The sequence below is a fragment of the Butyribacter sp. genome (assembly GCF_056818865.1).
On sequence record NZ_DBLYGC010000018.1, the window covers coordinates 19,403 to 39,521 of the forward strand.

Sequence of the window (20,119 nt, forward strand, 5' to 3'; positions counted from 1 at the left end):
CCATCCGTATTACTCAATAAATCATAAAATTTTCTCCGGCTCAAAACAAAATATTCAAATGAGAGGACTTAAAAATCAAATAATTTTGCTCCATTTATTATTCTTAAACATCAATTCTACTTTAAATATTTTACTTCTCTTTATTGTTCTTCAATACCAGTCTCTTATGCTTTGAAGAATATACCCAGTATTTTGAAGACAGTTTCGGACAGCTCTTTGTCTTGATTGAAGACACTTTCACTGCTTTTGCCAGATATGGTTTCCACGAAATACCAGCTTCTCCATATGCTTTTCCTGATTTGTAGTAGTTGTCATAAACAGCCGCTTTACCTGAAATTCCTGCCACTTCATAGCGTCCAATAATGGCACCTTTTACTACTTTCTTTCCTCCTTTAACTGTACCGATATTATAATTGCAGGCTGCCGCTTCTTTTTCTCTTCCTCTCGCATACGCTTCCTGCCATCCTGCTATTCCACCTATGTAACTGACTGCATTTGTTTTTGTAGAAACACTTCCTGTATTATAACAGTTACGCACATTACAGATGTCTGCCGCTATACCGCCTACTTTTACCCCACCGGTTTTTACATTTGCTGCAATCTTTCCTGTATTATAGCTTTCAGTGATTGAGGCTACATTTAAACCACCTATACCGCCTGCTCCTGATTCGATACCTGTTTTGCCTCCTGCCACTCCCAATATCTGAACTGCTCCCGTATTATAACATCTCATGATTCTTGTGTCTGTTTTGCTTGCAGCATTTACAATTCCTGCTGCAACTGTTCCAACATCATTACTGTTATTTGATGCGCTAATCTTTCCGGTATTGTAGCAGGATACCATCTTCTTACCAGCTCCATACACTTCACCTGCTATGCCAACTGCCAGAACTCCCCCACTTGCATAATCACCTTTGCTTACATTTTTTGCAGTGATAGTTCCTGTATTTTTGCTGCCTGTAATCCCCTTTATACTGCCAAACAGACCAATTGCACTAATTTTTTCACTTGCCCAGCGAAGATCGCCGTTTATCGTAATTTTTCCTGAATTTGAACATTTCATTGCCGTACTGTCATATGCTAAACCTGCAATTCCGTTTGCATCACCGCCCTGGTCGTCTACGCTGTCTGCATCCTCACTATTGGTAGTGTCATATGCATTTACCGTAATATCCGCTTTGTTTACGCATTTTGTAAATGTACATTTGCCGTTGGCTAATACTACTACTCCGGATGCACTGCTTGTAGTACCGCTGACTGTTATTTTTCCACTGACCGTAATATTTGAAAATGTACATTTAGTTGGATATGCTGCAAGTGCACTTGCCTTTCCACTCTTTTTTAACGATATGTTTACATTGCTTAACGTCAGATTTTTAAATGTTGCATTTTTTGCATATACAAAAAGACTCGCATAATCTGTGTATACACCGGCAGAATAAGTATAACCTTTAATCTTGTGCCCTTTTCCGTCTAATGTTCCTTTAAACTGCTTGTCCCATTTTGTAAATAAAGACGTGTTTGCTGGAACAGTAATATCTTTTGTCAGATAATAACTTCCTGATGGATTATCCTCAATCTTCAGGAAATCATCTGCCGAACTAATTGCTACCGCCTGTGCCGCCTGCGTTTTCTGTGGATGTGCAATTATAAAGCACCCTGTCATAAAAACTGCCGCAAATATTCCTGTTGTCACTCTTCTTTTCATGGCTGTTCCTCCTTGTTCAATGCTTTTCTGATGAATTTACAAACATTATACTGTGTTTAACATCAAATCAAGAAGGTTTGCGTGAGTGGTACATATATGGTGCGAATTGAATGTTGGCGACATTCCTTTTTAAATACGAAGTTTTAAAATTACAAATTTCTTATCTCCTATTTTCTGCCCTTCCATCTCCACTTTCCAAATCCACAGTTTTGTGCTGATTGATACACTGGCAGAATAATAGATTTCAGTTCTCCTGCAAATTCCGCATAATCAAGTCCTTCTCTGTAAACACGCTCCCTAATCTCGTCATTGTTAATATGTTCTTTGGCACATTTAACGAATTCATCATGAATTATGTCATACTTCCACATCAGCCGATACGATTGATACTCCTGTCTTGCCAGTTTTTCAAAATACATATCCCACTCAGGCAGATTATTGCTTTTAGAACTGTTGATACTCTTTGTTGTCGGATTCAGGTTCCACATTTCATCATGTGCCACATACGACCACGGAACAAAATGGTCAATCGACATGTCTTTTTGATTCAATATCTGACCATCATATATATCCCGCACCTGTTCTATTGACAAAATCATCTTCCAATATTTTTTAATCCTGTCAAGTTTACGTTCCTGTGGCGGGTATAGTTTATCTGCAATTCCAGGTACACTTGGATTGCGCTTTTGAAGATATTTAATCATTTTGCATTCAAGCCATCCCCGGATAATTTCCTTATTTTTTACAATATATTTCATCCAATCTTCTTGGACTGTTATTTTAGTAGAAAGACCTTCAAATTCTTTAAAATAATAAATCAGCCTGCTTTCCTGATTAATTTTCGTAATCAGTTTACTTTCGCCTATATCCCATGTTTTTCCCTTTATATTTACCATAAAAGGTGCCTGCAGACGATACGGAACATTCCGTGTTAAAATTCTTTTTTTACTTATAATTTCACTGTCATCAGTATTCTTTAAAAACTCTAATATAGTCGATTTTTTCTCACATGATTTTAATTGTGGATTTTTAGCCTTGATTAAATCTATCAGCCCCTCCAATGTATCTCTGGGTCCGAGGTTAAGATGATATTCCGTTACCATATACCATGCTTCTGCTATCATCTCATCGACCATCTCTTCATAATCTATTTCATTTTTGCCGTCAATTACCTTTGTAATAAGCGCATCAAACCAAAAGAATTTATAACATTCACTGGTATTATCAAATAAACGTCCGAGATATTCGATATTTAGTTCTTCGGAATATGGTAACTGCATACACTCACCCTCCTTTCATTTATCTGCCGATTGCCTTTTTTATTTATCCGTTACATTATCCCTTTCACCTATCCCAATCGCACTGAGTCTCTTCTTCCGTCTATCTGAAGCACTGCTTTGGATGCCACAACATGACTGTCACCGTTTTTAAGCCATTTGACAACTTTTCCATCCTGCAGTATTAAAATATCAGCTTTCGAGTGGCTCTCAATTTTATATTTTTTAGCCGCCGCGTCAAATGTCACCGTACAATTATTCTCTGCTATGGCATTCATGTTTTTAAGGCTGTTTGATGCCAATGCATCCATTGCATCAGCCGTTGTTCCGATTGTTACAGTCTGTTCATTTCCATCTGTGAGATTCCATGTAAGACCGTGGTAAATTCCGTTTCCGTCACTTATCTTTCCGACAACAGCATTACTGTTTTTATTTTTCTGTTCATCCTTTTTGTCGTCTTTTTTGTCATCGTTCCTGTCAGAATTCTTATCTTTTTTCTTTTTCTTCTTTGTTTTCTTTTTTCGGCGTGTTTTCCTTTTTGTTCTCTTCCGACGTGAACCGTCATTGTCATCATCACTGCTCTTGTCATTATCATTTCCATAACGTCCAAGTCTTCTATCCGGCTGACTGTAGCCACCTGTCAGCCAGCCTGCAAGTATAAATATCAGCGCAAATACGTTAAGCAATGTAAAAAGATAAACTCCGACCATTAAAAATGGTCTTAACTGACTAAACAACAGCAGTACAAGCACCATTTCCGCTGATGTTGCAAATGTAAATACCGTCGGCAGAAACATTGTCTTTTTTCCCTCAGCCATAAACAACATTATCATTGAAAGAAAACACAATATTATCGGAATTACTATTGCCGCCCCACAAAATACCATTATCTTTGCTCCGCCCGCATTATTTATATACAAAACACTTTGTTTTATATCTCCCCATGTGTATGGTGATTTTAGTATATAATCATCAGAAAGAGCACCTGTTTTAAAATATGTATAACCAGCTTTTCCTCCGGTTTTCAAAACTTCCACTCCTGAAAGCGTCATGTCGCCTGCTCCTGCATTAAACTTACAAAACGGAAGCAGCAAAGACAATAATGCCAGTAACAGTAAAATTCCTGCTATATTCTTCACCAGCCTGCCATGAGTTCTCATTTAAAATTCCTCCTTAGATTAATATGATGCATGTTCTTTACACACAACAAAGTTTCGATATAAACCTTTACGGTGAACGCTTATGCTTTGATTATGTCATGTAATCATATGCAACATTCTCAAGTTTCCATTCCCCTGAAACTTTCTTATATGAAAAATCATATTCTGTCATTGAACTTCCTGTATCTCCATTGTATTTTTCGGAAGTTTCACGCACTACCAGCACTACATTTGCTTTATTTTTTCCAACCTTTGAAGCAACCTGTCTTACACATTCAACCTTAGTAGACTTTACTCTCTTGTCAGGAGACATTTTCATTTCATTATCAATAATTTCCTTTATATCATCCTTTGTCATCTTATAATACGAAGATTTTTTGTCAATATTATTTAGCAGCTTATCCATCATATGGGAAATCTGCTCATTATCACTTGTCGATAATTTCACACATTTCTTATCATAAATTTCAGCCGGATGGTAGACCTCGTTAAGTTTTTTAATATAATCCACCGATTTGCTTTTAAGTACACTTTTCTGATACTGATTTTCCGCTGCAAATGAAACTCCTGCAACGACACATATTAACGCTCCACAACATAAAACTCTTAACATTTTTTTACCCATATTATACCTCTTTTCCATACATTTCGCCTTACCAAAAAATTTACTCATTGGTGCACAACCTGACATCAGGTGTCATGCTTGCGAGTGAACAATAACCATAAATTATCTCTTATATAATAACCTAAACAGATGCAACATAAAATATATTTTTTATTACATTTTCTGTGTTTTTTTAGAATGAGTCACTTATCATTTTTATTTTTTTCAAATCAGTTTATAGTTCCATCAAAAAATGCCACAGAAAACACGATAAATTCGTGACATCCTGTGACACTTGTTTTTTTAATTATTCAAAATAATGCAGATATACATCATCAAGAGACAACTGCATTTCTTCTGTTATCTCATTATCCGGTACATCATCTATAATATGAAGTGAAAGCCCCTCATCTCTTTGAATGATATTTCCAATTCTGTATTTCTTTTCATACTCTCCTAATTCTTCTTTAGAACAAAGTATTTCCTTTACATAAGGACGCACCTCATTTATCAGCACAGACGGTGCCTGATTTTGTATTACCTTTCCTTTTTTTATAAGTATTACGCTGTCTGCAATACATTCTACATCGGCTGCTATATGCGTTGCCAGAATGATTATTTTCTCCCTTGCCATATCGACAATCATGTTTCGCATGGCAATGCGTTCCTTTGGGTCAAGACCCGCCGTTGGCTCATCAAGAATCAGAATTTCAGGCTTTCCAAGAAGTGCCTGTGCAAGCAGAAGACGTCTTTTCATTCCACCTGAAAATCCACCTGCTTTCCTCTTTCTGTCATCATACAAATGCACCGATTTAAGCAGTGTATCAATCTGTTCCTTAGTCTCTGTTTTTTTAATATCTAATCCCTTTAAAACTGCCATATACCGTAAAAATTCATACGCACTAAACTGTGAATATCCCACCTGCTCCTGGGGCATATATCCTACAATCTTTCGATAATCCGCACCCATTTCAAGTATTTCCCTGCCATCGTACAAAATCTCACCGTCATCACGTTTAAGATTGTCTGTCAAAATATTCATAAGGGTTGATTTGCCGGCACCATTGGGGCCTAAAAGTCCATATACCCCCTGAGTCATAGTCACTGAAAAACCGTCAAGTGCTCTCACATCATTATATTTTTTTATCAGATTTTTTATTTCCAGTTTCATATTTTTCTCCCATTTAATTGTATAATTTCACACCCACAAAAGCAAAATAGGCAGAATGCCAAATCCAAACAAAAGAACAGCCGCCACCAGACCGTTTTTTATTACCCTGCTAAGAACTTTAGTTATAAAACCTATTGCCCAAAGATACAACATATGAAGCACAAAAAATGCTATAATCACTGCAGACAACGGAACCCATACCGGAACCTTGGAAAACATCTGCAAACTGTTTGCCGGTGAAGAAAGTCCTGCACAGCCAAAAACAGAAAACACATTATAAACCCATGGAATATATGTTATTGCAGCAACTATAATACCACTCAGCATAACATTTCCATATTTATAACGGTCTGTTTTTTTTGTTCCACATGTTGATATTCTGATAAGACAATTCATCCTGCCGGTCTGTTCAATATACCATATCAACACAGACAACAGAGCCATCAGCATCAGACTGGCACATCTGCAAAGGAACAGTGCAAACTTCCCATCTCCTTTTCCAAACAAAATATGGTATCCCTGCTCATAAATAAAGTCACCACCATTTTTATTCAGATATTTTCCATAGGCAACTGCCTTTTTCAAACCGGGTTCTTTTTCCAGCTGTCTGCTGTAATACACAATCACAGCGCCGGTATATTTTCCACCGTTTTTCTCTATTTTCTTATTTATTGCTGATAATTTCTTTTCTTTCGCATAAAGCGATTTCATTTTTTCTTCGGTATACTTTCCCTCTACCTGTTTCACATAATATTTATAATAAATCTCTTCCTTAGTAAAAAGTCTCTCACTGACAGGCTGATACACAATAAAGCCTATAATCATATAAAAAACACAGAACCAGATACCTTTTTGGTAAAAGCTCCATTTTCTGCATTCATATCCCCAAAGACCATGACCGCCAAGCAGTCTGCCCGCAATACACTCACGCAGTGCAAAAATCTTTTCTGACCCGCTCTTTTCTCTGAATGGCATAACATTGCAATAAAGCTTTCCAATCGTACATATGCATATTCCAAAAAACAGGACACATACCAACAGAACAAAAGACATATACCCTATAGGATAGCCAAATATCATTAAATTTCTGTAATCCGATATTATAGAATCTACTGCCAGAAAAGCGACAGGATTCATCCATTTTAAAATTGCTAAAAAACTGTTGGCATCAATCTGACTAAAAAGAATCCAGCTGACTGCCATAATACCCAAACCGATTATGTAAAATTTCCATGTATTTCTAAGCAGTAAAGCTACAGTAAAAAATACTGAAAATAATACTATTGTCACAAAAAGTTTCAAAATAAAAACCAAAAGCATTGCCTGTCCTATAGATATTTTCAGAGTACAGCCGGAAGTTCCTGAAACTGACTGAAAAGCCTCTGAAAACTTAGGAAATCCATATGCAATACCCGCCAGCACAAAACGCAGAACATACATTATAAACTGCACACAAAATAAAAGCACTGAACCACTTATAAATTTTGCATATGCCGTTTTTGCCCTTCCGTTTTTCGTGCAGCGAAGGAGACATATTTTATTTTCTTCCACTTCAGCAAGAATACATGAATGTACCAGTATCATTACAATGGCAATGACAGCTAAGTCCCACAAATCTGTTTTCATATACATCTCAACAGCATAAGTTCCCAAAAAGTGAGGTTTAGTTTCCGTCATTTTTTGAAAATCCTTCTGAACCTTTTCCTGCTCACGTTGTGTTCCATCACTTTCATCAAAAAGACTGATACCCGCCTTCTGAGAATTGTCTAAAACAGTTTGTACATACTTCGGATATTCCTCTGACTGACCGAATTCTTTTATAACCTGTCCGTATAAATTTAATTCACGACTATAATTTTTTTCATATTTAATCTCTGTCTCTGCTATCCCCTGCATCATATTTTTATAGCTGTCAGACACTCTTTTATATATCTCATCACCTGAAGAACTCTTTAATTCTTTGACAATCTTATGGTACCCTTCTGTTGAAAAACCACTCCCCAACTCCGGAATTTCAATTTTGCATTCAAAAAAAATACCACATACCAACAACAGTCCAACAATCGAAAAGAAAATCTGCGGCGATTTTATTATCTTTTTCAATTCAAAACAAATCTGTTTTATCATTTTATAATATCCTCCACCGATTTGACGCACCCAAGCTTGCTATTCTGTTTTTCATCTATATTTTCTATATATACCGTATTTTCAAACACTGTTTCTAATATGACATTGTCATTAATAAATCCGACCTTATCAACTTTACTGCCATCATAACTGTATATCATACTTTTCTTCTGCTTTTTATCATATTTTTCAAAATACACCTCATCCTTCTTAAAAGTCGGAATAAGCGTCATTTCATCTCCGAGCTCTTTAGTTATGTTCTTCTGCGTATCATATGCGTATAATTTACCCTTATCATTGTAAAAATATTGATTCTGCCACAGTTGCAATGTCAACAGATTATCAGGATTCTGTATTTTGGTATTTTTATCTCCCGAAAAATCACTGCGATAAATGCTCTCTACTATATGTTTATCCAGATAATCCCAATCTTCAGAATGTTTCAACGCCTGTTTTTCGCTTACATCATACCCCAAAAGTGAGTAATAGACCTCACCCTTTTTTGTAATATCTATTGACAAAATTCGGGCATTGCACAATTCTTTTTCAAATATCGTTCTGCCTTTTTTACTTTTCATATCATATACATAAACTCCGGCTGTCTGAAGCGGTAAATCTTCATAATTTTTTTTATCATATTGATTATAATATCCGATAGCAATATATCTATCTGTCACAGCAGCGCACTCTATATACTGAATATTGTCACTAAGCATACATATTTTTTTTCTGTTTTGTCCGTTGACAGATGATTGATATAAATAAACTTCACCTAACTTTTTTGCATTGTAATCCGTAATCAATAACAGTTTTTTATTTTCTTCATAAGCTATCAATTGAGTAGCATCAAAATAGGCAGAACATGTCTCTTTATCATGTTTACAGGATGCATCATTACAAATTAATACATCCTTGCCTGTTTTTGCATCCAGATAATGAAGATAATTACTTTCGGTATAAAAGCACCCATTTCCACTATATGATTTTTTTGCAAAATCTATATACCATTCCTGTCCTTCCTGCTGACCGGTTGTATTTTTTCTTAACACTCCCTTACATACTGCCACTGCTATTACTAAAGCCACCAATACTATAAATCCTGTCATAACCCGCTTTTTACTTTTTTTCATATAAAAATTCCCCCATCAATTCCTGTCATTTGCTGCGCCATTTACTAATCTGACTGTTTAATTCCTTTTCCACTTTCTTGCTTTCAGAAGCATTGCAGGCTTTTACCGCATCAGCAAGTGCTGAATCAAAATCTTTCTTCTGCCAGATTTCTTCGTATTTTGATGTAACTTCATATAATTTTATCATTTTATCATCAAAATCAGTTAAATCCGGTACAAACCCCATCAATGTAGATCTCTGCATTGCAGGTGTCCCAAGTAAACTCTGCTTTTCTTTTGCCCGGTTTCTTGGAAATTCTTCTTCTTCCCATGGATAAATGTAATCATAAATGCCAGTAATAAAAGTTTCTGCATATTCACTTTTTACATTTCCTTCCATATCATATGCATAACCATTTTTGAGTTGATATGTTTTTCCTTTTTTTCCATGAATCAATAAATTAGCGTACTTTGAATCCGTATACAGCAAAGACAACAACTGTAATGCCTCATTTTTCTTTTTACTTATCTTATTTACACCTGTGCTGCCACTTGTACGTGTAAAAAAGAGATATGGAAGCTGTACTATTTTTGTATTGTCTTTTACACGCTCAAACACCTCATCCCTTGTATATCCCATCCAAACAGCAAATTTCATGCTGCTAATCTCACTGTTTTCACCATCATCCAATGCTACAAGTTTTTTTTCCTGATACCATTTGTGCAGTAATTTAAGATACTCAACGATTTCAGAAGTTTCAAACGGACATGAAACCACACCTGTTTTAATATCAGTAACTACTCCATTTTCATATACATATCCCAATTGTTCACAAATATCTCTAAATGCTAACTGCCACAAAATACCGTTTGTTCCTTTTGGCAGCTTAACTTTATTAAGAATATCATTCAGTTCCTGTATTGAGCTGCCGTCAAAAGCTATATTTTTTCCAAATATTTTTTTATTAAAAGCTGCAAATGCAGTTCCATCCTGTGATGTCTGACTAGGTATTGCACATATCTCCCCATTGATTTTTACCGTATCCCATATCTTATCATGAAATGCACTATGCAATTTCTTTCCTTCGGCTGATTTTAGATAATTATTTAAATCGAGAAAAACACCGCTCTTAATAAGCTTTACAGATGGCTCTACCTTCTCTCCTTTCGCATCAAGTCCAAGAGAAGCAATATCTGCCGTATTATTTTTCATCTCTTTCATTACATCTTTATAATAATTATTTCCTGTCCCTGAAACACCTTTAAACGCCACCGAAAAATTATAACCGTCTTTTTTTAACTGCTGATTTAAATACACAGTATTATCCTGCAGTTTTGTAATCTTTATAAATTCTTCCGGCAAAACCCATACAATTTTATTTTCACTTATATTCTCATCTTTATTTTCATTTTTTTGTGTATCTATTTCATTTAATTTTTTAGAAGAATTCGATTTTGTGGCAGGACTGCCGCACGCTGTAAAAATAAACACAAAACAGAACAATAAAGTTAACAATATCTTTTTTTTCATATTCATCCCCCATTCTTAACAGCAGACAATTGTGAAACTCATAATCTCTGTGAGAATCATATAAATAAACAAAATTAATTTTATAAAAACATAACTAAAACAAGATGTTGTAATTCCACCTTGTTTTAGCCGTGTTAAATTTTTATTTAAAATTTAATATATTAACGAATTAAGATTCAAAAGTAGAACCTGACCATGTATCACCACCTGAACTAGCCATATGGTTTGACGATATACTTACACTCTTGCATTTCCTTGGTGCACTAAAAGATAATGTTGCCGCAGCAGTTCCACTCTGACTTCTTTTAACTTTAATCATATCATTATCTCTTAAATCTACATAAACATATGTCGATGTAACATTTGTCTTTAATTTTGGTGACGAGCTTACTGTTCCCGAACTTGCCGTTGTTCTTGAAAAATTACTGAATGCATTAAAATTGATTCCATTTACTCTTCCGCTTTTAGTTTGAGCAGAAACTGCTATTGCATTTGATGATATCAATACTGCCATCATTCCCATTGCTATAATTTTTTTAATTGATTTTTTCATAATACTTTTCCTCCACTGTTATTTTTTATTTTGAAACAATTATACCTTACCACATTAAATCCCCCTTATGTAAAATCATGTCTAAATGGTCGATTTTCGTGTCTAAATGGTCAAATATTGTCTGTGTTTATTTTTTCTAAAAGTCTATTGCTGTCCCCACAGTAATAATAACAAAAAACCCCCTCACTTTCCTTATAATTATCTCACAAGGAAAACAAGGGGGTTTTAATTCTTCTTTTAAATCTATTTTATTACTTTACAATCGGTGCAAATCTTATTCTTATCTGAGGAAGTGATTTAAGTTCCGTATAATAATTTGTCTGCCAGTCATCTCCCTGACTTTCATCATTTTCACCTGATGCAGGTGGTGCAAATATTTTGAGTGTCATATCTGCTGCCTTATCAAGCGGCTTTTTAAAGAATGCACTCATCATGTCTATGCATTTCACACCCGGCGCTTTATAGAACCAATGTCCGTTTAACTCAATCATAAGGTTCATATCAACATTATCATCATCAAAATATACTTCACAGAATACAGGGTTGCTGTCAAAGTGAAGATTTATGGCTACGCCATCTGCATCTTCTGAGCCGCCCCAGCGAAGTTTTGCAGGAAGTTCAATATCTGCGCCTGTCTCCATTGAAGGGCTGAAGAAATCATCATGAATAATTTCTCTGTATGTCTCCATAAGCGGCTGCTCGATTCCGACATCCTTGTTGTTCGGGTCTTCTATTTCAAGACCAAGACGTCCTCTGTCTCTGAACTGATACATAGTAAAGCCTGAAAGCCATTTCTCATCATCTTTCTTAAGCATTTCACAGAATTCCTTGAGCATAGCTGCCTGATCATATGGACCTGTTACATCACCGTCTGAATTGAATTCTGATAATACCATAGGCTTTTTAACGCCGTTATTTACATATGTATATCTTTCATAACTGTTTTTTGCAAGCTGATATATCTTACTTACAGCGTGGCGTGCAAATGTTGTACCGCCTTCTTCTGCAACATCATAAGGCCATCCCCAATGAAGTGCCATATATCTGTCTACGGATACTATATCTGCTGCCCTTGAAGCCTCTGCAAATATATCTTCCATCTCCATCTTTTCATCCTCAAGTTCTTTACAACCATCAAGACAAATGATTGTTTTTACATTTGGAGCTTCTTTTCTGATTATCTCGCTTGCATGTTTAAAGAATGCCGCAACTTCCTCATAGCTTGCTCTCTTGTTGAATGAGAACCAGTTTCCTGTTGCTTCATGATTTATACGAAGCTGGACTCTTCCGAAAGTTCTAAGGTCTTTAGCTATCGCTACAAGATGCTCGTCTGAAACCTTAGGGTCTATTGTCATTGTGAGAAGTACATCCTGTCCATGTCTGCGGACATCTCTCATGCATGTAAACGGTTCATCATCCAATGTACCATTTAAACCGCCCTTATAAGTAAAATAATCATCATAAGGGAAATCCCATGCAAACTGTACTGACGGGTCAGCATGAACAACGCTTGCTCTTCCCGGCCATCCTTCATCGTTCGGATAATAGCAATACATAAGGTTGACTGCTCTATGCGGTCTGCCCAGTTTCTGTAAGATATAATCCTGATTTACATATTCTCCACGCTCACTTCCATCACCAAGATCAACAGCACACTGTGCAGGTCCCATATGAAGTGCCTTTGCTTTTAATTCGCTCATCTTTGTCCTCCGATTTGATTTTTAATTTTGAAGCTTCTTTGCTCCACATATACCAATATTTTAAATAGCAGAGTTCAAAAATACAATGTAATTAGGAGACTTAAAATACATTAAATATTACAGTAAATTATGCATTATAACACACTGCACCCGATACCGTTTATTTACATGTAACTGTGCATTTGGCACTCTTTCCGTTTTTAGTATATGCGGTTATGACTGCCCTGCCTTTTGATTTCGCTTTTATTTTCCCTGTAGCCGCATTAACTGAAACTATCTTTTTATTTGATGTTTTAAAATAAACCTTACCTGTCAGTTTTTCCGGATAACTGCTCTGTTCTTTAATAGACGCAGTAAGTTTATATTCTGTTCCCTTTTTTATACTTAATTTTGTTTTTGATATTTTTACAATCTTGACATTGGCAAACACATTTTTTATTTTTTCTTTTCCGCCTATTGTCTTGACATATATTGTATACCAGCCCGGTTCATATGCCTTTATTGTAAAACTGCTGCTGTTTACATTTGTAAATTCGTTTCCGAACTTTCCAAAATATGAAGTTTCTTTTTTGCCTTTTGAATATTTTATCTCTGAAATACTTCCGCCCACAGTTACATTTATCTTTCTGGCATATCCTTTGTAAAGACTGTTCTTAACACTGATATTTATATCGTCAGTCGGTTCTTCCGATGCAGCATCCGGTGACGAAGAAGCTTCTGCCGCAGGTGTCTCTGTCGGTACACTTGTTGCACTCAAATTATTCACTGGCTCGGCTGTCTCCTGTGGTGTTTCTGTCTCTTTGACATCCGGTTCCGTTGTCGCTGAAATATCAGGCTGCTGTGATGTATTACCATAAGGTATAGCCGTTGCCGCTGTTGTGCTTGTCGGCACAGGTGTCTCACTTGCTGCCGGCGAAGCCGTGACGCTTGTCTCTTCTGTCAAACGATAAGCCAAAGCAGCTTTTACTACTTTCTCGGCATCAGGTATTCCGCCATATTGACAATATTTTTCAAGTCCCGATATTTTTTTAAGATTGTCACTGTTACATATGAAATCTTTCAAAACCTTCCCATCAGATGAACCCGAGGCTGCCTCTGCCAGTGCCGCAACTCCCACGACATAAGGTGTTGAAAATGATGTTCCCCATTCAAAGACATAGCCGCCGCCTGCGTTTACCGTATATATTGCTGCTCCCGGTGCACATATCTCCATTGAATTTGAGCCATAATTGCTAAACCAGCTTAAACTTCCGTCCCATTCAATACTTCCGACAGTTATCAAATTATCGGTAGTAAATGATGCCGGTATATACTCTGTGTTATCTATATCTGTAGTCTCGTTTCCTGATGCCGCTACAAACAGCATATCACTGGCTGCTATCACCTGTTTCATAAGCATATCTTGCAAAAATTCACGTGCGTCAGACTCGCCGCCCCAGCTACAATTACATATCGTCGCTCCGTTTGCATCTGCATATTTCATTCCTAAAATAAGATTTGACGTCGAAGCCTCTCCCTTAGAATCAACGGACTTAATAGGCATAATTTTAATATTTATATTCGACGCAATTCCGACAACTCCACTATTGTCATTTGCCGCTGCTATCACACCTGCTACGGCTGTGCCATGTCCGTTATCATCTGTTACATTGCTGCTTCCTCTGCGTGACACAAAATTCCATCCTCTAATATCGTCCCTATAACCATTATTATCACTGTCAGTTCCGTCCGAAGCCTCATCCTCATTCTGCCATATAACATTCTTAAGCTCATCGTTAGTGTAATCAATACCGGTATCAACTACCGCTACAACAACTTCTTTTGTTTTTACGGATGCATTCTGAGCATTGTCTATCTCGTCCCATGCTCCCTGCGCATTAAGGTCAATATCTTCAACTGCTTTTATATTTGCATCTTCAACGTCAGTCTCCGGATTTTCAAAAGTTCCGTCGTTTTCCAATGCCCATTGCTTTCCTTCTTTATAATAATCCGTCACTTCACTATTCTGGGATGCTATGTTGAATTTATAATCCGGCTGTGCAATCTGAATATCAGAACTGTACTTTTTCGTTATTTCTATAACTTTTTTAGTGTCTTCCTGAGACTTTATGCGATAAACCTTTATAAGTTCATCAATATCTTTTTCTTTTTCAGCATATTTTGAAAGTTCGGCAGGTTCCTTTACATTATTCCTATATTCGATTATGATGCGATTATCATTCTTATAATAATCTTTTTCTTTATCGACAATAACCGTATTCTTTAACTCGCCGTTTTCATCAAGCCAGTCATCATTGTCGTCTGCCGTATTTGAACCTGCTTTTGTTTCCGATTGGTTTAAAAGATTAATTTTATTACTGCTGCTTTTTAAATTGTAACTTTCTTTTTGTGATATAGATTGCTGTGTGTTTCTTCCTATAATAATATCTGAAATATCTGTTGACTTGCCAAATGCCAGAACAAGTGCGATACATAAAATTCCCGATATTGCTTTTTTATGTATTCCATGCATATATTAGACCTCCTTAATTTATGCATAGTATACAATTTTTCTTTGTCATTTTTGTGAATTTATACCTCGTATATTATACCTTCACTGCAATTTTTATAATTGCCCGGTATTTTGTCTGTCAGGATATGTATTTCTCCGAAATCAGCAAATTTAACTGATGATACATTATCAAATTTTTCACTGTCAGTCAGGATATATTTTATATTGCACTGCTTTAATGCAGTCTTTTTCACCAATGCTTCGTTAGGGTCGGGCGTCGTAAAACCGTGTCTTACACTCACGCCATTTGTTCCAAAAAATCCCTTTGTAAAATTATAATTCTGAATAGATAAAATTGCTTCATTTCCAACGACAGCTTCTGTCGTTCCTTTCAATTCGCCACCTACAAGTATTACATGAAAACCTGATACGGCTAACTTTTTGGCATGTGCAACTGCATTTGTAACGAATGTTGCATCTTTCTGTTTTATATAATCTATCATGTAACCTGTTGTTGTTCCAGCATCAAGGTAAATAAAGTCAGTAGGTTCAATCATTGCTGCCGCATTCTTCGCTATACGTCTTTTCTCTTCTTCATTAACACGAAGTTTTTGGGAAACAGAAAGTTCTTTTGCATTATAGTTTGAATTTATTGCTATCGCACCGCCAAATACTTTTACAAGCTGTCCTTCACTGTCAAGCACCGTCAAATCTCGTCTTATTGTTGACTCTGAAATTCCAAGTGCATCTTTTATTTCAGTAACCGTAACACTTTTCTTTTCCTCAAGCATCTTTAATATCATCTGCTGCCTTTTCTCTACTAACATTTCAATAATCCTTTCATTTATTATACCAAAGTAAACCCCCGAATACTCTTTGAAAGTATCCGAGGGTTTATTTACTTTTCAGATTTGCTTACATATTATAAGTTTTCTTTCATAAATGCAGAAATTTTTTCGTATGCTGCATCTTCGTCTTCACCATCAAAGCTTAACACAACTTCCATGCCGCCTTTTATTCCAAGACCCATGATAGCAAATATCTTTTTGCAGTCACCTTTCTTTCCGTCTTTTGAAATATTAACATTACAAGAAAATTCCTTTGCAAGTTTTACAAGTTCTCCTGCCGGACGAGCATGAATTCCATTTGGGTCTGTAACTGTGTAAGTAAATTCTTTCATAATAATCCTCATTTCTGCACACGTTTTGTGTATATCAGGACTTATGCCAAGTGTGCCCAGACACAAATCCAGTGTACGAAAATTTAATTTTCACACTATATGCTGCTTTCAATAATCGAGTTTTTTGTTCTTTTTTCTTTGTAAATTTATATTACCATAATTTTTTTACATGGTCAAAATACACTTTTACCATTTTATTCTGTCAAAAAGTTTTCTTCAATGTCTTAATGTCTCTTATGCTATTTTCTTTTTAAGTACACCGAGCAATGCTGTTGAAACGATTGTTCCTATTACAAGCGATACAAGATATAACCATGAACCTCCAACAACAGGGAATACAAAAATTCCACCATGCGGTGCCATAAGTGTACAGTTAAATACCATGCTGAGTGCTCCTGCCACACCTGAACCGATGATACATGAAGGTATTACATGAAGCGGATCTGATGCTGCGTAAGGTATCGCACCTTCTGTAATAAATGCAAGTCCCATTACAAAGTTTGTAGGGCCGCTTTCTCTTTGCTCTTTTGTAAACTTATCTTTAAATAACATTGTTGCAAGTGCTATAGCACATGGTGGAACCATACCACCAATCATAACAGCCGCCATAATATCATAATTTCCGGCTGCTATGGAATTTATACCAAATACATAAGCTGCTTTATTGAATGGGCCTCCCATATCAATTGCCATCATTCCGCCCAAGATAAATCCGAGAACAATCTTACTTGAACCGCCCATGCTTCCAAGCCATGAATTAAGTCCTGTGTTTATAACACCCATAACAGGCTCAACAATATAGTTCATTCCCAGTCCCATTATAAGAATACCTACAACAGGGTAAATAAGTACCGGCGCAAGTTTTTCAAGTGCTTCCGGAAGTTTCTCACATACTTTTCTAAGAAGAATAATTACATATCCTGCGAGGAAACCTGCTACCATAGCTCCGAGGAAACCTGATTTCCCGTTATATGCAATCATTCCGCCTACAAAACCAAGTGCAAGTGCCGGTCTGTCACCGATTGCCATTGCTATAAAGCCTGCCAGAACCGGAAGCATAAAGTTAAATGCTAGTCCGCCAATGCTCTTAAACATTGCGGCTGCCGGTGTGATTGTACCGAAGTTTGAACGATCCTCAACTGAAAGTGATGATATATCAACTGACAATCCGTCAATGAGGAATGCTATTGCTATAAGTATACCACCGCCTACTACAAACGGAAGCATATGAGATACACCATTCATAAGCTGTGTATATATCTTATGCCCTATACTTCCTCCTGATGTCTCTTTGCTCTGGCTCTCTGATGCATTTGCTGCATGGTAGACAGGTGCATCGCCGTCTACTGCTCTCTTTATAAGTTCATCAGCTTTATTTATACCATCTGAAACCTGACACTCAATAACTTTCTTTCCGTCAAATCTCTCCATAGGAACTTTTGCATCTGCCGCAACGATAATGCAGTCAGCCTGTGCAATATCACTGTCTGTAAGTACATTCTTTGCCCCACCGGAACCTCTTGTCTCTATCTTGACATTTACACCTGCTGCACTTGCAGCTTTCTCAATTCCTTCTGCTGCCATGTATGTGTGTGCTATTCCTGTCGGGCATGATGTAACTGCGAGAATTTTCTTTCCCAATTCATTAGGCACATTTGTTTTTTCAAGCCTCTCATCAATATCCGGTTTCTCATCATCAGCTTTATCTATAATTGCAAGAAATTCTTCAACTGATTTTGCCTGTCTGAGGGATTTGGAAAACTCCTCATCCATCATAAGCACAGATAACTTGCTAAGCACATCGAGGTGCACATTATCCTCTGTATTTGGTGCCGCAATAAGGAAAAGAAGTGTTACCGGTTCGCCATCAAGAGAGTCAAAATCAACTCCATTCTTAATAACCATTGCCGCAAGTCCCGGCTTGTCAACTGCATCACACTTTCCATGCGGAATTGCAATTCCCTCACCAATTCCTGTTGTGCTTTCTTCTTCTCTCAGATAAACCTGCTTTTTGTAAGCTTCTCTGTCGTTTATCTTGCCGCTTTTTACCATGAGGTCTATAGCCATATCAAGTGCTTCCGACTTAGACCCAGGTGCAAGGTCAAGACTTATACTCTTTACATCCAATAAATCTGTTATTCTCATGCTCATCTCCATCCTTTCTTCTGTAAACCTTTAAACGGTTATACTAAATATTTTAAATCCACCCTCTTAAGTGACTCCTCAACTTCCGGTTTTGTTGCTAAGTAATCAGACGCCGCACTCGCACCGCCTGTTGCCATAGCCATACTGAATGCATAATCATAATTTTTCTTTTCAAGCCAGCCTGCTATAAAGCCTGCAACTGAAGAATCCCCTGCTCCCACTGAATTTTTAACTACAGTTGTAGTTGCCTTTGTCGCAACAACCCTGCCGTCATCACTTACCAATACTCCACCTTTTCCTCCCATGGAAACAAGAACATTTACTGCACCCATCTCCTGAAGTTTCTTTGCGTATGGTACCACATCATCCCACTCTGACAGCTCAACATCAAATATTTCTCCAAGCTCATGATGATTTGGCTTTATTAAAAATGGGTGATATTTCAATACGTTTAATAAAAGGTCTTTCGTCGCATCAACAATTATAGTGACTTTCCTGTCATAAAGTTTTTCCATAATCTGCTCATAAATGTCAGATGGCATCGTTGCCGGAATACTTCCCGCAAGTACAAGAATGTCCCCTTCTTTAAGAACCATCAATCTTTCCATGAGCATGTCAAGCTGCTCTTTTGGAATATCAGGACCCTGACCGTTTATTTCCGTTCCGTCAATAGATGAAAGTTTAAGATTTATTCTTGATATTCCTTCTTTCATCTTTACAAAGTCTGTATGAATACCAGTCTCTTCCAGTTCCCTGACAATCTCATCTCCGGTAAATCCTGCTACAAATCCAAGTGCTGTACTGCTTATTCCAAGATTTTTCAAAACAATTGAAACATTTGTACCTTTTCCACCCGGGAGCATAAGTTCACTCGATGTACGATTTGTATAACCAAGTTTAAAGTCATCAACTGTAACAATATAATCCAGCGAAGGATTTAAAGTAACCGTATATATCATATTCGTCCTTTCTGCCGTTTCTCATAAACGACTGTTTTTGATTTGTTGAACACATTATACAATCATATCCAATCAAAATCAATCAAATTTATTCACAAATCACCAACTTATTTTTTGTGCAATATATACAAAAAAAGAGCAAATACCTCTTATAGTATCTGCTCTCTTTATATAATTATTCTTTTTTTCATTCATTTACGCTCAAATTCATTATAACTAAGTCACTTTTTATTTTTCAAAAAAAGAAGCCTTTCAAGACTTCTGATAAGCAATGCGGAAGAAGGGACTTGAACCCTCACGTCGTTGCCAACACTAGATCCTTAGTCTAGCCTGTCTGCCAATTCCAGCACTTCCGCATTTATTTCTGTTCGTTGTCACGAACAAGATATATACTACCAGCTTTT

15 protein-coding genes and 1 tRNA gene are annotated in these 20,119 nt (G+C 36.6%); all 16 read right to left on the reverse strand.

The features are described from left to right. Positions 1–130 precede the first annotated feature (130 nt). Positions 131–1,708, reverse strand: a complete 1,578-nt coding sequence (locus ACZLXV_RS09380; RefSeq protein WP_482383239.1) for a ZmpA/ZmpB/ZmpC family metallo-endopeptidase-related protein — start codon at positions 1,706–1,708, stop codon at positions 131–133. 167 nt (positions 1,709–1,875) lie between these two features. Continuing rightward, positions 1,876–2,988, reverse strand: a complete 1,113-nt coding sequence (locus ACZLXV_RS09385) for an HNH endonuclease domain-containing protein (protein WP_482383240.1) — start codon at positions 2,986–2,988, stop codon at positions 1,876–1,878. A 68-nt stretch (positions 2,989–3,056) separates the two neighbouring features. Further along, positions 3,057–4,145 (reverse strand): hypothetical protein, encoded by a 1,089-nt coding sequence (locus tag ACZLXV_RS09390; RefSeq protein WP_022224062.1) that lies wholly within the window; start codon positions 4,143–4,145, stop codon positions 3,057–3,059. A 91-nt stretch (positions 4,146–4,236) separates the two neighbouring features. Continuing rightward, positions 4,237–4,770 carry a hypothetical protein gene (locus tag ACZLXV_RS09395; protein WP_482383241.1) on the reverse strand — a complete coding sequence of 178 codons (534 nt, stop codon included), beginning with the start codon at positions 4,768–4,770 and terminating at the stop codon, positions 4,237–4,239. Between the two features lie 286 nt (positions 4,771–5,056). Beyond that, a complete protein-coding gene (locus ACZLXV_RS09400) occupies positions 5,057–5,920 on the reverse strand; it encodes an ATP-binding cassette domain-containing protein (protein WP_482383242.1) in 864 nt (287 codons plus the stop codon). 27 nt (positions 5,921–5,947) lie between these two features. Then, positions 5,948–8,047: a hypothetical protein gene (locus ACZLXV_RS09405; protein WP_482383243.1), complete on the reverse strand. Its 2,100-nt coding sequence runs from the start codon at positions 8,045–8,047 to the stop codon at positions 5,948–5,950. Next, a complete protein-coding gene (locus ACZLXV_RS09410; RefSeq protein WP_022224066.1) occupies positions 8,044–9,177 on the reverse strand; it encodes a hypothetical protein in 1,134 nt (377 codons plus the stop codon). Before ACZLXV_RS09410 ends, ACZLXV_RS09405 begins: the two co-directional genes overlap by 4 nt. A gap of 25 nt (positions 9,178–9,202) precedes the next feature. Continuing rightward, complete coding sequence (locus ACZLXV_RS09415; protein ID WP_482383244.1) at positions 9,203–10,687, reverse strand: hypothetical protein; 1,485 nt, start codon at positions 10,685–10,687, stop codon at positions 9,203–9,205. 169 nt (positions 10,688–10,856) lie between these two features. Further along, positions 10,857–11,240: a hypothetical protein gene (locus ACZLXV_RS09420; protein ID WP_022224068.1), complete on the reverse strand. Its 384-nt coding sequence runs from the start codon at positions 11,238–11,240 to the stop codon at positions 10,857–10,859. A gap of 251 nt (positions 11,241–11,491) precedes the next feature. After that, positions 11,492–12,940, reverse strand: a complete 1,449-nt coding sequence (locus tag ACZLXV_RS09425) for a glycoside hydrolase family 26 protein (protein WP_482383245.1) — start codon at positions 12,938–12,940, stop codon at positions 11,492–11,494. Between the two features lie 160 nt (positions 12,941–13,100). Continuing rightward, positions 13,101–15,452 (reverse strand): S8 family serine peptidase, encoded by a 2,352-nt coding sequence (locus tag ACZLXV_RS09430; protein ID WP_482383246.1) that lies wholly within the window; start codon positions 15,450–15,452, stop codon positions 13,101–13,103. A 59-nt stretch (positions 15,453–15,511) separates the two neighbouring features. Next, positions 15,512–16,258 (reverse strand): DeoR/GlpR family DNA-binding transcription regulator, encoded by a 747-nt coding sequence (locus ACZLXV_RS09435; protein WP_482383247.1) that lies wholly within the window; start codon positions 16,256–16,258, stop codon positions 15,512–15,514. A gap of 95 nt (positions 16,259–16,353) precedes the next feature. Then, positions 16,354–16,611: an HPr family phosphocarrier protein gene (locus ACZLXV_RS09440; protein ID WP_022225092.1), complete on the reverse strand. Its 258-nt coding sequence runs from the start codon at positions 16,609–16,611 to the stop codon at positions 16,354–16,356. 234 nt (positions 16,612–16,845) lie between these two features. Continuing rightward, complete coding sequence (locus tag ACZLXV_RS09445; protein WP_022225093.1) at positions 16,846–18,756, reverse strand: PTS fructose transporter subunit IIABC; 1,911 nt, start codon at positions 18,754–18,756, stop codon at positions 16,846–16,848. A 38-nt stretch (positions 18,757–18,794) separates the two neighbouring features. Further along, complete coding sequence (gene pfkB / locus ACZLXV_RS09450; RefSeq protein WP_482383248.1) at positions 18,795–19,715, reverse strand: 1-phosphofructokinase; 921 nt, start codon at positions 19,713–19,715, stop codon at positions 18,795–18,797. 272 nt (positions 19,716–19,987) lie between these two features. Next, a tRNA-Leu gene (locus tag ACZLXV_RS09455) sits at positions 19,988–20,071 on the reverse strand. Between the last annotated feature and the right edge of the window lie 48 nt (positions 20,072–20,119).

Bases quoted from the DNA above. Each gene is read 5' to 3' on its own strand.
- ACZLXV_RS09380 (WP_482383239.1), bottom strand. From the start codon at position 1,708: ATGAAAAGAAGAGTGACAACAGGAATATTTGCGGCAGTTTTTATGACA.
- ACZLXV_RS09385 (WP_482383240.1), bottom strand. From the start codon at position 2,988: ATGCAGTTACCATATTCCGAAGAACTAAATATCGAATATCTCGGACGT.
- ACZLXV_RS09390 (WP_022224062.1), bottom strand. From the start codon at position 4,145: ATGAGAACTCATGGCAGGCTGGTGAAGAATATAGCAGGAATTTTACTG.
- ACZLXV_RS09395 (WP_482383241.1), bottom strand. From the start codon at position 4,770: ATGGGTAAAAAAATGTTAAGAGTTTTATGTTGTGGAGCGTTAATATGT.
- ACZLXV_RS09400 (WP_482383242.1), bottom strand. From the start codon at position 5,920: ATGAAACTGGAAATAAAAAATCTGATAAAAAAATATAATGATGTGAGA.
- ACZLXV_RS09405 (WP_482383243.1), bottom strand. From the start codon at position 8,047: ATGATAAAACAGATTTGTTTTGAATTGAAAAAGATAATAAAATCGCCG.
- ACZLXV_RS09410 (WP_022224066.1), bottom strand. From the start codon at position 9,177: ATGAAAAAAAGTAAAAAGCGGGTTATGACAGGATTTATAGTATTGGTG.
- ACZLXV_RS09415 (WP_482383244.1), bottom strand. From the start codon at position 10,687: ATGAAAAAAAAGATATTGTTAACTTTATTGTTCTGTTTTGTGTTTATT.
- ACZLXV_RS09420 (WP_022224068.1), bottom strand. From the start codon at position 11,240: ATGAAAAAATCAATTAAAAAAATTATAGCAATGGGAATGATGGCAGTA.
- ACZLXV_RS09425 (WP_482383245.1), bottom strand. From the start codon at position 12,940: ATGAGCGAATTAAAAGCAAAGGCACTTCATATGGGACCTGCACAGTGT.
- ACZLXV_RS09430 (WP_482383246.1), bottom strand. From the start codon at position 15,452: ATGCATGGAATACATAAAAAAGCAATATCGGGAATTTTATGTATCGCA.
- ACZLXV_RS09435 (WP_482383247.1), bottom strand. From the start codon at position 16,258: ATGTTAGTAGAGAAAAGGCAGCAGATGATATTAAAGATGCTTGAGGAA.
- ACZLXV_RS09440 (WP_022225092.1), bottom strand. From the start codon at position 16,611: ATGAAAGAATTTACTTACACAGTTACAGACCCAAATGGAATTCATGCT.
- ACZLXV_RS09445 (WP_022225093.1), bottom strand. From the start codon at position 18,756: ATGAGAATAACAGATTTATTGGATGTAAAGAGTATAAGTCTTGACCTT.
- pfkB (WP_482383248.1), bottom strand. From the start codon at position 19,715: ATGATATATACGGTTACTTTAAATCCTTCGCTGGATTATATTGTTACA.